A 13,740-nucleotide genomic window follows, 5' to 3' on the forward strand; every position below is an offset into this window, starting at 1 on the left:
AGCGCCCAACCCGGCCGGGTTGGGCGCTTTAGATTCAACTGATACGCAGTCGCTCGACCTGCCGTACGGCCGGGGCCCGGAGGTCCCAACCGTACGTTATCAGCAATAAAGATATCCGCTGCCGAGCCGTGCTGGCGCCGATATCTCTGGGGAAAGGAAAAGATGTCCTTGCCCGTCGAGCCTTCCCAGCCGGGCGCCGAGCGTCCGACCGATGATCGCTCTTAGAGGGCCTCGGAAGCCACGAGAGCGTCCGGATCGGCGACAATCTGCTTAGTCTCGGCGAGCTGCTGACGGACCGTTTCGGTCTGCTCTTCCAGGAGATCGAGCTGAGACGCGCAGATGGAACGCAGGTTCTTGAGCTGTTCCGCGCGCACACCCTTGCCTTCGACCAGCTTGAGCACCTGGCGGATTTCCACCAGGGTCAGACCGATGCGCTTCGCCTGAAGGATAACCTGCATACGGCCGATTTCGTGTTCGCGATAGAAGCGACGCGAACCGCGGCGAACCGGGTTGAGCAGACCCTTCTCTTCATAGAAGCGAAGCGTGCGTAGAGTGACGTCGAACATCTCGGCCATTTCCGAGATGAAATAAAGTTTGCCGTCGTCGGTAGAATGCGGGATGGGACCTGCGATATCAGGAACGGCGGTGATTGTTGTTGGTATTGTATTCATCTTGCCTACTTGCCAGTGGATTATGGTTGTTCGACCGTCCACCCATCGGCCTCGTCGCCACGCGAACGCAACGACACTCTCAAGGGATCCGGATTTATTCCAACCACCGACATATTTCCGGCAACGGCGGAAGAAACGGTAATTGTCCGGACCTTTCTTTTAGTTCTCGTTGCCTCCCGATTCCGTTCCCGCAGGGCAGTTGCTACATATCCCGTGGGAACTGAGTGGAATATGCCATTGCCTTGCCCTACGTAATTCGCCCCGCGCGCCAAAATTTTAGCTCAAGGGCACGTGCGACAACACGACCCACAGGGAGCATGCTACTTACGCTCACGGTAAGATTGCAGGTGCGCCCGGTAATCGCGCGGAGACCGCCCGAACCACCGCTTCGCCGTACGGGTGACATTGCCGATGCTGAAGAAGCCGAGCCGATAGGCGATTTCGGACACCATCAGATCGGTTTCCTCCAGCTATCGCTTGGCCGCGTCGCGCCTCAGCCCGTCGGCCAGATCGTTGAAACTGATCCCGCCCGCCAACAGTCGCCGCTGCAGGCCGCGGGCACTCAGGCCCAGCCTGCGCGCCACCATTTCCAGCGTGACCGGCCTCTCCTCCTGCTGGCCGATGACCATAATTTCCTCGCGCACTTTCAGCACAATATCGTCCTGCCGGCGGCGCTCATGCATGAGCCTTACGTTGAGATCGCACAGCGCGCGGAAGAGATGCGCATCGGCCATCGGGTTAAGCAAGTCGAGACTGCGTCTCGGAAAGACGATTTCATTGCGCTCTGCAGAAAACTGCAAACTTGCGGAAAGAAGAGAGCGATGCAGCGCGACGGATTTCGGCCGGTCGCGCATCAGTTTCACTTCCACCGGATATTCGGACCGCGGCAGCGCGGTCGTCAGCCAGGTGACAAACAGGCACGCATTGCGATCAGTGATCTGATTCTACCGAGAGATGAGCGGCGAATAGCGCCAGGACAGCGTGGCGTTCCCGTTGAACTCCACCGCCACGTCCGAGACGTCGATATAAATGCTCATGAACCGGGCCAGCTTCTCCAGCGCAACGCGCAGGCTGGGCACGTAACGCAGGCACAGAGTCACCGTCCCGTGATTGCCCTCCGCATCCTGAGCCGTCCAGCGCAGGGCCAGGCATTCGTCGTCCGCCGCTTCCGCAGCCAGTTCCAGAAGGTGCGAGAAGGCCTCCAGCGCCACGTAGCTGTCGGTCGCAGTGGTATCCGCATAACCGAGCCCTGCCTGATTGGCCAGAGGCGCATAGTTGATGCCGCGCATGGCCAGGTAGTCCGGCAGATCATTGAGGCTGCGACAATGCACGAGAAAGGCATCGCCGCCGTCGCCGTCGGCAGCAGTATTCACGTCTCGACATGCAGTTACGGTCACCGCGCCTCCATTGAGCCGCTTGCGACCTGTTCCCGTATGAATCATGACCCGACGGATCACTTCAAGCGGCAGCGGCTGCCGCCCCTGACCTTCTGCAAAGGACCGCCTCAACCGAACGATCGAAGACGGCAACACGCTCATCGACACTCAAACCAACGAACACCGCACCCACATCAGGCGGTATCGAACATGTTCGAGCGCGCGCACTTCTACGGCCCTCCCTTCCGCATTACCCCCGCCTTGCGGCAAGGGCAGCAGAATCGAAAGACAGACCGATTGACGCCACACAGCGCGTTGACGCTTGGTCAAGATCGCCGAGGAGTCCTCTGATACGTTACGTTGAGAGGCGTGCCAACCGTTGAGCTTCGGTATAAATCCGAATAACTCAGCATTTATAAAATGATACAGTTAATCGTTTGATGTGGCAATTCAGTGACCGGTCAACTTATCATGAAATTGGCTCTAAAAATCACATATATAAATTATTTTCAAGGATTTACATGAACTAAAAGATAGAAAGACAGGGACGCTTATCGGGCCTCCCGGTTTCCGTTTGTTTCTGTGTATAAAAAATATAACAAATATTGCGGAAACAAGCGATTACACCGGTTCGCTTCGCAACCACCAGCGCAAATCGATTATCACTTTTCCCCGCGGCCTGCCGCTAGCGGGACCTGCCACCAAACAACGACGTCGCCGAGCGGATCAACCGCGTCAGCGCACAGCGAAGCGTTGCGTGCCGATGGAGATCCAAACGATCGCGACCGATTGCCGAGCGGGTCAGAACGAGATCCGAATACATCTTCTAAAACTTTTTCATGATTGAACGTCCCGGCAGCGGCCGGGAGGTCGAACACCTTTCTTGCGAGAGACCGGCAGGCCGTTTGCAGCGCATCTCGACGGTTCGACAAGTGCACAAAGTGCGCATTTGTCAAGAAATGCGCACTTTGTGCATCAAACACAAGTCCGGTAGACTGCGTTGCCACACCTTTCCCGAGCGGAGGAATCCCCATATGTTGCAGGCCCTTCGGGCCTTTGTGACATTGAGTTGAAGAGACGATCAGAGATGCACACCGCTTCCGCAATGACGCCGGATCAGTTCCATGCGTGGCGAAAATCGCTGGGATTGAAGCAGAAGGAAGCCGCTGACAGGCTCGGCCTGAAGAAGCGAATGATCCAGTATTACGAGAAGGGCGATCGCGACGGCCGCAAGGTCGACATTCCGAAATCCGTCCGGCTGGCCTGCTGTGCCCTGTCCCTCGGCATCGCCGATTTCGACGGCACCACCGTCTGCCGCGAGGAAACGGAAGCCGACGTCAAGACGGAAGATCGCACGACTTGAGAGACGGTCGCCGCCCGAACCGCTGCCGATCCGAAAAGACCGAAGTCCCCTCGTCACGACACCGTCGATCGATCTTTTTCCCCCGTCTGCGGGACAGAGCTGCTCGACAGGGGTTTTCGGCCTCTCACTTTTTCCCTATAAGGCCCGCTCAGCTGAACATCATCAGTTGTCGCGAAGCGTCCCCCCTGCTCGACACGTATTGCGCGTCGCGGGTGACGCATGCCCGATGCGCGATCCTCCGGGAGCCGAAATGCCCAAGCGTACAGACATTAATTCCATCCTGATCATCGGCGCAGGCCCGATTGTCATCGGCCAGGCCTGCGAATTCGACTATTCCGGCACACAGGCCTGCAAGGCCCTGAAGGCCGAGGGCTACAGGATCGTCCTGGTCAACTCCAACCCGGCAACGATCATGACCGATCCGGAGCTGGCCGATGCGACCTACATCGAGCCGATCACGCCGGAAATCGTCGAAAAGATCATCGCCAAGGAGCGCACCGAGCGACCTGACGAAAAGCTCGTCCTGCTGCCCACCATGGGCGGCCAGACCGCTCTCAACTGCGCACTCAGCTTGCGCAAGATGGGCGCCCTCGACAAATGGGACGTGGAGATGATCGGCGCGACCGCCGACGCCATCGACAAGGCGGAGGACCGCGAGCGCTTCAAGGAGGCGATGACCAAGATCGGCCTCGACACGTCGCGCTCGCATCTCGCCCACTCGATGGCCGACGGCCATGTCGCGCTGGAAAAGATCGGCCTGCCCGCAATCATGCGCCCCTCCTTCACGATGGGCGGCACCGGCGGCGGCATCGCCTACAACAAGGAAGAGTTCCTCGACATTCTGGAACGCGGCCTCGATGCCTCGCCCACCAACGAAGTGCTGATCGAAGAATCGGTTCTCGGCTGGAAGGAATACGAGATGGAGGTGATCCGCGACCGCGTGGACAACTGCATCATCGTATGCTCGATCGAGAACGTCGATCCGATGGGCGTGCACACGGGTGATTCGATCACCGTCGCCCCGACCCTAACGCTGACCGACAAGGAATACCAGATCATGCGCGACGCCTCCCTGGCGGTTCTGCGCGAGATCGGTGTGGAGACCGGCGGCTCCAACGTGCAGTTTGCTGTCAATCCAGAAAACGGCCGCCTGATCGTCATCGAGATGAACCCGCGCGTGTCACGTTCCTCCGCGCTAGCCTCCAAGGCGACGGGCTTCCCGATCGCCAAGGTCGCCGCGCGCCTGGCCGTCGGCTACACGCTCGACGAGCTGGAAAACGACATTACCGGCGGCACGACCCCGGCCTCCTTCGAGCCGAGCATCGACTATATCGTCACCAAGGTGCCGCGTTTCGCCTTCGAGAAGTTCCCCGGCGCGCAGGCGACCCTGACCACGGCGATGAAGTCCGTGGGCGAAGTGATGGCCATCGGCCGGACCTTCCCGGAAAGCCTGCAGAAGGCGCTGCGGGGCCTGGAGACGGGGCTCAATGGTCTGGACGAGATGACCATCCCGGGCCTCGGCCTGGACGACGACAAGAACGCCATCCGCGCCGCGCTCGCTTCGCCGACGCCCGACCGGCTCCTCAAGATCGCGCAGGCCATGCGTCTGGGACAGAGCGACGAGCAGATCCACGACGCCTGCAAGGTCGATCCGTGGTTCCTGGAACAGATCCGCGACATCGTCGAACTTGAGAACAAGGTGGCGAGCTACGGCCTGCCGCCGCATGCGCAGGGCTTCCGTCAGTTGAAGTCGATGGGCTTTTCCGACACGCGCCTGGCCAAGCTCGCCGATCTCAGCGAAGTGGAAGTGACCGCCAAGCGCACAGAGCTCGGCGTCCATCCGGTCTACAAGCGCATCGATACCTGCGCGGCCGAGTTCGCCTCGCCCACCGCCTACATGTATTCGACCTACGAAGCCCCCTTCGCCGGCCATCCCGCCAGCGAAGCCAAGCCTTCGGAGCGGAACAAGGTCATCATCCTCGGCGGCGGTCCGAACCGAATCGGCCAGGGCATCGAGTTCGACTATTGCTGCTGCCACGCCGCCTTCGCGCTCGCCGACGAGGGCTTCGAGACGATCATGGTCAACTGCAACCCGGAAACGGTGTCGACCGACTATGATACTTCCGACCGGCTCTATTTCGAACCGCTGACGACCGAGGACGTGCTGGAGATCATCCGCGTCGAGCAGTCCAAGGGCACGCTCAAGGGCGTGATCGTGCAGTTCGGCGGCCAGACCCCGCTGAAACTTGCCCAGACCCTGAAAGAGGCGGGCATCCCGATCCTCGGCACCTCGCCCGACATGATCGATCTGGCCGAAGACCGCTACCGCTTCCAGCAGCTCCTGCACAAGCTCGACCTGAAGCAGCCGGAGAACGGCATCGCCCATTCGGTCGCAGAGGCGCACGAGATCATCGCCAAGATCGGCTATCCGGCGGTCATCCGGCCCTCCTACGTGCTTGGCGGACGCGGCATGGAAATCGTGCGCGATCAGGAACAGTTCGAGCGCTACATCAACGAGGCCGTGATCGTCTCCGGCAAGAGCCCGGTGCTGCTCGACCACTACCTGTCCGATGCGGTGGAGATCGACGTCGACGCCCTGTGCGACGGCAAGTATGTCTTCGTGTGCGGCATCATGGAGCACATCGAGGAAGCCGGCATCCATTCCGGTGATTCGGCCTGCGCCCTGCCTCCGCACTCGCTGTCTGCCGACATCATCCGCCAGCTTGAGGAGCAGACCCGCGCCATGGCGCTGGCGCTCGACGTCGGCGGACTGATGAACGTGCAGTACGCCATCAAGGACGGCACGATCTACGTTCTGGAGGTCAACCCGCGCGCCTCGCGGACGGTGCCCTTCGTTGCCAAGACCATCGGCATCCCGGTTGCCAAGGTCGCCGCGCGCATCATGGCAGGCGAGGAACTCGCGTCCTTCGCCCTGAAGAAGGGCCCGCTCGGCCACGTCGCGGTGAAGGAGACGGTGTTCCCCTTCGCCCGGTTTCCCGGCGTCGACACCGTGCTCGGCCCGGAGATGCGCTCCACCGGCGAGGTGATGGGCCTCGACCGCGCCTATCCGGTGGCCTTCGCCAAGTCCCAGCTCGGCGCGGGCGTGAAGCTGCCGGTCGAAGACACCGTCTTCATCTCGCTGCGCGACGCCGACAAGCCGCGCATCGTAGAAACGGCGCGCATTCTGGAGCGGTGCGGATTCACCATCATCGCGACCGGCGGAACACAGCGATATCTCGAGGAAAAAGGGATTAGCTGTCGCAAGATCAACAAGGTGCTTGAAGGGCGGCCGCACATCGTCGATGCTATCAAGAACGGTGAAGTCCAACTCGTCTTCAACACCACCGAAGGCGCCCAGGCTCTCACCGACAGCCGATCATTGCGCCAGGCGGCGCTGCTGCACAAGGTGCCCTACTACACCACCCTGGCAGGTGCCATCGCGGCGGTTCTAGCAATCGAGGCTTACAAGACAGGGAATCTTGAAGTCAGGCCGTTGCAGGACTATTTCCCCCGGGTTGCCTGACGAGGTGACTGCCTGATCGACAGGCGCCACGCGGGCGATGCACCGCATGGACCGAGCCGCCGCGTTCCACGAAGCGCGCAGGGGCGTGTTGTCCGGCTGAGAAAGAATTGAAACCGGGTCTCACGCATCCGGTTCCTGTAGCAAGTTCGAACTGGGCGTCGCGGCAATACGCGGCACCCAGCTGTATCGTGTTGATATTCGCTGCCCGTCCCTGAAGAGGCGGCGCGGCCTACAGAGAGGTCGAGACGCATGGAAAAGATCCCGATGACGATTAGCGGTCACGCCAAGCTCGAAGCAGAGCTGAAGCATCGGACCTCCGTCGAACGCCCGAGGATCATTCAGGCGATTTCCGAAGCGCGTGCGCATGGCGACCTTTCCGAGAACGCCGAGTATCACGCCGCCAAGGAACAGCAGAGCCACAACGAGGGCCGTATCAACGACCTCGAGGACAAGCTCAGCCGCGCGGAGGTGATCGACGTCACGAAACTGTCCGGCGACAAGGTGAAGTTCGGCGCGACGGTGACCCTCATCGACGAGGATACCGAAGAAGAAAAAACCTACCAGATCGTCGGCGACGCTGAAGCCGACGTGAAGGAGGGGCGCATCTCCATTTCGTCTCCCATCGCCCGCGCCTTGATCAGCAAGGAAGTTGGCGACAGCGTCGAGGTCACAGCCCCCGGCGGCGCGCGGTCCTACGAAATCGCGGAAGTTCAGTTCATCTGAGAGACGGCTCGCATTACCTCGTCACTGCCGGACAACCATCCAGTCGCTCGCGGTAACGCGAAAACGGTTGTTTTCCGTCAGATGTCGGAGCACGGCACGTATGTGCCGCGCTCCGTAAACGATCGCGATGCGCTTGCGGCTTATCTGCAGGCGCACCAGCCAGAACTTCTTCCAGACAATCGATCAGCCGACGGTCGCGCACGTGAATGATCGCTTCGTCCAGCGCCTCGGTTTCGGGCTCCCGCTCCAGCCATTCCCTGCCGCTCGTGCGATCAGAAAGGCTCATGTTCGCCTCAAGCGTTTCGCGCATGGCGAAGATAGAGCCTCTTCAAACCGATCATCGGTACGACGAAGAAGCTCGCGAACCGCATCCAAAAGGGAACATCGCGCCACAGATGCTCGAACTCGGCCGTACTCAGATCGCCCCGAACAATCGTCGCGGAGGACGGCTCCTTGGGACGAAACTCGCTCTGCAGTCTCAGGCTCAGCCGTGTCGAGGCCCGCACCCAGCGGTAGGTGCGCTTGATGCGGCGAGCCACCGGCGATTTCACCCCTTCGGTAAGTATGGTGTCGTGCGCAAACGCCTCCGCCACCACCTTTTCATAAAATGCTGCTTCGCCGATATGGATCATCGGGAACAATGTCACCCGATGATCCTGGTTCGCAGACGTCAAGACTATGCGTGCCAAACGCACACCGAAATGACTGCTTTCAATGATCTGCATGCAATATCCAGATGCGATGAATTGAAGAAATTGCGCCGGAATTGACGCAAAGGTTAGCGCAGACAATGAAAGATCGCGCCCCCTTCAATGGGAGTGTCCCGACCTCAGCTTCGAACACGACCGCTCCGACCGCCCCATTCAAACCGAGGAAACCCGCATGGCGGATCCCGATCTCGAACCGAAAAAGAAAGCCCGGCCGAAGATGTACAAGGTCATCCTGATCAACGATGACTACTACACGCCGCGCGAATTCGTGGTGATGGTGCTGGAGGCCAAGTTCGGCAGGAACGAGGCCGCCGCAGAAGCGGTGATGATGACAGCGCACCAGAAAGGCACCTGCGTCGTCGCCGTCTATCAGAAGGATGTCGCGGAAACGAAAGCGACCCGCGCTGTCGACATGGCGAAGGGATTCGGCTTTCCCCTGATGTTCACGACCGAGCCGGAAGAGTAGGCACGACAGCCTGGGCGCAGAAGCCGGAGCGCCTGTTTCCGTGTGATCAGAGCGAAACGTCCAGGTGCGTGCGTCCCCTCGGAGAAAAACTACCCATGACAGACAAGCTCACAGTACCGTCACCTATTGCCGCCAGTGCAATTGGCTCTTGCGCGCGGGCTGGGTGGCGCAGGAACTGCTGCAGACCTTTTCGGAAGAGCTCGGTGCAGTGAAACTGGTGCCCCGAGCACCGGCGGCATCTACCGCATCACCGTGCACCACAAAGGCACCGAAACGCCCATCTGGGATCGCAAGGCCGAGGGAGGCGTCCCGCAGCCCAAGGTCCTCAAGCAGCGCGTGCGCGACGTGATCGATCCAGATCTCGCTCTGGGACACGCCGACCGCGACTGACGAATACGGAACAAAGGCGCAACGCGCCCCCTTCCCTTGCACGCTGCTTCGTCCCATATTCGCGCTCATGGCAGCCAAGAAATCCTCCTCCACTTCCGGCCCTGATACGTCCGCCGACGACGCATCGGGTCATGACAATCCCGGTTTCGGCGAGAGCCCCCAGGCTCCCTTCGAGGGCGCGCCGCTGTCGGGCTCAGTTTCCGACTGGACGCGTGAGATTTCCGAGGAGGCGATGAAGGCGCCACCGAAAAAGGTGCCCTCCAAGGCTGACCCGAAAGCCGACAAGAAACCCGCCAAGCCCCCCACCAAGCGCAAGAAATCCGCCGACGCTCCGCTCAAGGCCAAGGCCGGGGGCGGCATGAACCCGATCGCCGGGCCCGACATCTCGCTGGAAGAGGCGGAGGAACTGCTCGCCAAGCAGGTCGCGGAGACCAAGAAGAAGAACCGGCGCAAGGGCAAGAATTCCCTGCCCGAGCTCTCCGGCGACGGCGGTGCAACGGCCACCGTTGCCGCGCTGTCAGCCCTGATCGAGGGCGGTAACCCGCTGCACAAGGACGACAAAATCTGGACGCCCCACCGCCCCGAGCGGCCGGAGAAATCCGAAGGCGGCGTGCCGATCAAGATGGTGTCGGAATTCTCACCCTCCGGCGACCAGCCGACGGCCATCGCCGATCTGGTCAGCGGCGCCAACGACAACGAGAACACGCAGGTTCTGCTCGGCGTCACCGGCTCGGGCAAGACCTTCACCATGGCCAGCGTCATCGCCGAGACGCAGCGCCCCGCCCTGATCCTCGCCCCCAACAAGACGCTGGCCGCCCAGCTCTACGGCGAGTTCAGGAGCTTCTTCCCCGACAACGCGGTGGAGTATTTCGTCTCCTACTACGACTACTACCAGCCGGAGGCCTACGTCCCGCGCACGGACACCTATATCGAGAAGGAATCCTCGATCAACGAGGAGATCGACCGCATGCGCCACGCCGCCACGCGGGCGCTGCTGGAGCGTGACGACGTCATCATCGTCGCCTCCGTGTCGTGCATCTACGGTATCGGCTCGGTCGAGACCTACACGGCGATGACCTTCTCGCTGGAGGTGGACGAGCGCATCGAGCAGCGCCAGCTTCTCGCCGACCTCGTTGCCCTGCAATACAAGCGCAACGACGCCGCCTTCCAGCGCGGCTCCTTCCGCGTGCGCGGCGACACCGTCGAAATCTTTCCCGCCCACTACGAGGACCGCGCCTGGCGGATTTCTCTCTTCGGCGATGAAATCGACGCCATCACCGAGTTCGATCCGCTTACCGGCCAGAAGTCGGGCGAGATGAAATCGGTCAAGGTTTACGCCAATTCGCACTACGTGACGCCCAAGCCGACGCTCAATCAGGCGGTGAAATCGATCAAGGCGGAACTGAAGCAACGCCCGGCGGAGCTGAACGATCACGGCCGCCTGCTGGAGGCCCAACGTCTGGAGCAGCGGACCCTTTTCGATATCGAGATGATCGAGGCGACGGGCTCGTGCGCTGGCATCGAGAACTATTCGCGCTATCTGACCGGCCGCGCGCCGGGCGAGCCGCCGCCGACGCTGTTCGAATACCTGCCGGACAACGCGCTGCTCTTCATCGATGAGAGCCACGTCACCGTTCCGCAGATCGGCGGCATGTACCGGGGCGACTTCCGCCGCAAGGCGACGCTGGCGGAATACGGCTTCCGCCTACCCTCGTGCATGGACAACCGCCCCTTGCGCTTCGAGGAATGGGACGCCATGCGGCCGCAGACGATCTGCGTCTCGGCCACGCCCGGAAGCTGGGAAATGGAGCAGTCCGGCGGCGTCTTCGCCGAGCAGGTCATCCGCCCCACCGGCCTAACCGATCCCCCCGTCGATATCCGCCCGGCCAAGAGCCAGGTCGACGACCTCCTGGGCGAGGTGCGCGAGACGGCGGCCCAGGGCTATCGCAGCCTCGTCACCGTGCTGACCAAGCGCATGGCGGAGGATCTGACCGAATACCTGCACGAGGCGGGCGTGCGCGTGCGCTACATGCACTCTGACATCGACACGCTGGAACGCATCGAGATCCTGCGCGATCTGCGTCTCGGCGCGTTTGACGTCCTTGTGGGCATCAACCTGCTGCGCGAGGGCCTCGACATTCCCGAATGCGGACTGGTGGCGATCCTCGATGCGGACAAGGAAGGTTTCCTGCGTTCCGAGACCTCGCTGATCCAGATCATCGGCCGCGCCGCGCGTAACGTGGATGGCCGGATCATCCTTTACGCCGACAACATCACCGGCTCGATGCAGCGCGCCATAGACGAGACCAACCGCCGCCGCGCCAAGCAGATCGCCTACAACGAGAAGCACAGCATCACGCCGGAGTCGGTGAAGAAGGACATCGGCGACATTCTCAGTTCCGTCTACGAGCACGACCGGGTGACGGTGGATTCCGGCTTTGCCGAAAACGCGGGCGAGATGATCGGCAGCAATCTGGCGACGCATATCGAGGCGCTGGAAAAACGCATGCGCGACGCCGCCGCCGATCTCGATTTTGAGGAAGCCGCCCGCCTGCGCGACGAGGTCAAGCGCCTGCGCGAGACGGAACTCGCAGTCTCCGACGACCCGCTGGCCCGCCAGTCGGCAATCGAGGACAAGAGCGGCGGCTACCACGGCAAGCGCACTTACGGCGCCAGCGCCAACATGCCCGCGTCAGGCTCCAGAGTGCGCAAGAACACGCTGGACGAGATGACAGTGGGGAGGACGGAAGTGCCTCTCGGCCACGGCCGCCCGGGTACCGGCAGCGAGGAGAAGAAGGGACGGAGAGGTAGGCCGCGAAAGACGGAACGACCAGGGAGGTAGAACTAAAACCGGCTAGATATGGAGAAGATCCTGCATTTTTTGTTGGAAAATATCACTTATTTCCAAAAGTAGATTCGACGTAAAATGGACGTGACTTCGCGCATCAAGCAAACTGAGATCGGGGGCATCGCCATGCGCAATTTTATGTCGCCACAAAACAAGATCTTTATTTATTCTATTTCGGTATATTTTTAGACGGACAATTTCTAAACCAATAATAGAAAAATTTATTTCTAGCTTGGAGAAATTTAAGTTGAATTTTGATTTGACAAAATTTTTTTCAAATCTCTCAAAATCAGCATCTAATATTTCCAGCACTGATTCAATCAATTCGACTCTAGAGAGAAGGCTATTCTCTTTCAGGAATTCTATAAAATATTCTACACACTCATTATAAAATCCTTCCCATTCCGCGTAACATAAAACGACTACCGATCGAGAAGCGACTTCCAAAAGAACTGGGCTCTCACTCAATGCGTATAAGGAATAAAACATCCGATAATCTCTTCACTCTTTCTAGTCGAGAACGATCTATCAAATCAAAATACATGCTGATCTCAAGCATTCGGAGAGAACCAACGGCCACCAAAAGGAATTATCCGACCCAACCGCAATGTACCAGTTAAGCCAGGCGCACTCATTTCTAGAACTTGTGGTTGAGATCAAAAATTTTCAATTCTGCTGCGGATAAATTCATCACGATTCTTGAGAACCCAAATATCATCAAAGTTCCGCAAGGGTCCTACGAATATCGCTTCAAGCGCTCGAAGCAAAAACCTATTTGCAATATTCGCGGGAGCGCCTGCTTTAGGGAGCAACGCCTCCTCTCCAAACAATATCCCCATAAACTCTAAAATAGTAGAGACCCTCTGCAACACATCCACCAATTCCCAATCACCTGATTTGTTTTCATATACAAAGGCGGGAGGAACCGATATATTAACAAATATATATTATATAAAATCTGACTTCTTTTGTGCCGTCCATCTAAAAAATATTTGGAAAGCAGGACGTATATTTAATTATCCCGCCTAATACATATAACATATTTCACAAAGATTAATTTAAACTGTATAAATTCGAAAATTTTGCTTTGCCGTTTCAATCTGATCTTTAAGCACTTCAAATTTACCCCTAATGAATCACAATGGCGTGATACCGCATTCGATAATTGCAAACAATACGCAGCCTTCCTCTTACGCCTACCAACAGGTAGCGTACCAATCGTGGAAATGCCGAATAGCCTCATTAATGAGAAAATCAATTCTCCGGCGGGGATTGGAGTGAGCCGCAAGCCCAAGATACTCGCGCATGCGCGAGCGCTCAGCCATGACCCAACAGACGCCCGGCTCAGGCATCGACTGCCCAGTCGGCATCTCTCCGACTGGAAATTCCGCCGTCAGGTGCCCGAGCCCCCGTTTAACACGGATTTCGTCTGTGAGGCGATGCTGGCACGGCAATGAAACTGGCGCAATCACCTCTCCCATTGGGACAATCACCTCTCCCATTGGGAGAGGTCGGAGCGAAGCTCCGGGTGAGGGGTGTCAGGCTCTCCGTATCCACGCAAGCATCCCCAGCCCTCTCCCCATGGGAGGGGAGGCCTGGCCCTATTCACCGCCCCCACTTTCCTATCGCACTCCCCATATCCTTTCCCCATCACCCGCCCGCAACGGGAA

The 13,740-nt window shown here is 59.3% G+C and carries 10 protein-coding genes and 3 pseudogenes; 6 read left to right on the forward strand and 7 right to left on the reverse strand.

The features are described 5' to 3' along the window. Positions 1–221 precede the first annotated feature (221 nt). From QNJ43_RS19305 to QNJ43_RS19315, 3 genes and pseudogenes are all read right to left on the reverse strand, one after another. The gene (locus QNJ43_RS19305) at positions 222–671 is read right to left on the reverse strand and encodes a MerR family transcriptional regulator (protein ID WP_300472183.1); all 450 of its coding nucleotides are present in this window, start codon (positions 669–671) and stop codon (positions 222–224) included. 320 nt (positions 672–991) lie between these two features. Beyond that, the gene (locus tag QNJ43_RS19310; protein ID WP_346433059.1) at positions 992–1,141 is read right to left on the reverse strand and encodes a helix-turn-helix domain-containing protein; all 150 of its coding nucleotides are present in this window, start codon (positions 1,139–1,141) and stop codon (positions 992–994) included. Further along, positions 1,142–2,209 (reverse strand): annotated as a pseudogene (locus QNJ43_RS19315) (AraC family transcriptional regulator ligand-binding domain-containing protein). Positions 2,210–3,134: 925 nt separating this feature from the next. On the opposite strand from QNJ43_RS19315, the gene QNJ43_RS19320 reads away from it, so the two are divergent. The 3 genes from QNJ43_RS19320 (at position 3,135) to greA (ending at position 7,656) form a co-directional block, all read left to right on the forward strand. Then, the gene (locus tag QNJ43_RS19320; RefSeq protein WP_300472185.1) at positions 3,135–3,410 is read left to right on the forward strand and encodes a helix-turn-helix transcriptional regulator; all 276 of its coding nucleotides are present in this window, start codon (positions 3,135–3,137) and stop codon (positions 3,408–3,410) included. Between the two features lie 250 nt (positions 3,411–3,660). Further along, positions 3,661–6,933, forward strand: coding sequence for a carbamoyl-phosphate synthase large subunit (carB, locus tag QNJ43_RS19325; RefSeq protein ID WP_300472187.1), 3,273 nt, complete (start codon positions 3,661–3,663; stop codon positions 6,931–6,933). A 249-nt stretch (positions 6,934–7,182) separates the two neighbouring features. After that, entirely contained in the window at positions 7,183–7,656 is a 474-nt protein-coding gene (gene greA / locus QNJ43_RS19330) for a transcription elongation factor GreA (protein ID WP_300472189.1), read from the forward strand. A 13-nt stretch (positions 7,657–7,669) separates the two neighbouring features. Here greA and QNJ43_RS19335 read toward each other — a convergent pair whose 3' ends face one another. Together QNJ43_RS19335 and QNJ43_RS19340 are read right to left on the reverse strand one after the other, a co-directional pair. Further along, positions 7,670–7,942, reverse strand: coding sequence for a hypothetical protein (locus QNJ43_RS19335; protein WP_300472191.1), 273 nt, complete (start codon positions 7,940–7,942; stop codon positions 7,670–7,672). 7 nt (positions 7,943–7,949) lie between these two features. Next, positions 7,950–8,330, reverse strand: coding sequence for a hypothetical protein (locus QNJ43_RS19340; RefSeq protein ID WP_300472193.1), 381 nt, complete (start codon positions 8,328–8,330; stop codon positions 7,950–7,952). A gap of 208 nt (positions 8,331–8,538) precedes the next feature. Here QNJ43_RS19340 and QNJ43_RS19345 point away from each other — a divergent pair, with 208 nt between their 5' ends. From QNJ43_RS19345 to uvrB, 3 genes and pseudogenes are all read left to right on the forward strand, one after another. Continuing rightward, entirely contained in the window at positions 8,539–8,832 is a 294-nt protein-coding gene (locus QNJ43_RS19345; RefSeq protein WP_300472195.1) for an ATP-dependent Clp protease adaptor ClpS, read from the forward strand. A gap of 64 nt (positions 8,833–8,896) precedes the next feature. Then, a pseudogene (locus QNJ43_RS19350) lies at positions 8,897–9,222 on the forward strand (SelT/SelW/SelH family protein). A gap of 67 nt (positions 9,223–9,289) precedes the next feature. Then, positions 9,290–11,983 (forward strand): annotated as a pseudogene (gene uvrB / locus QNJ43_RS19355) (excinuclease ABC subunit UvrB); the annotation flags it as partial. 93 nt (positions 11,984–12,076) lie between these two features. Here the strand turns inward: uvrB and QNJ43_RS19360 are convergent. Together QNJ43_RS19360 and QNJ43_RS19365 are read right to left on the reverse strand one after the other, a co-directional pair. Then, complete coding sequence (locus tag QNJ43_RS19360; protein WP_300472199.1) at positions 12,077–12,559, reverse strand: MAE_28990/MAE_18760 family HEPN-like nuclease; 483 nt, start codon at positions 12,557–12,559, stop codon at positions 12,077–12,079. A 167-nt stretch (positions 12,560–12,726) separates the two neighbouring features. After that, entirely contained in the window at positions 12,727–12,951 is a 225-nt protein-coding gene (locus tag QNJ43_RS19365; RefSeq protein ID WP_300472201.1) for a hypothetical protein, read from the reverse strand. Positions 12,952–13,740 lie beyond the last annotated feature (789 nt).

The organism is Breoghania sp. (assembly GCF_030066895.1).
Classification (GTDB): Bacteria; Pseudomonadota; Alphaproteobacteria; order Rhizobiales; family Stappiaceae; genus Breoghania.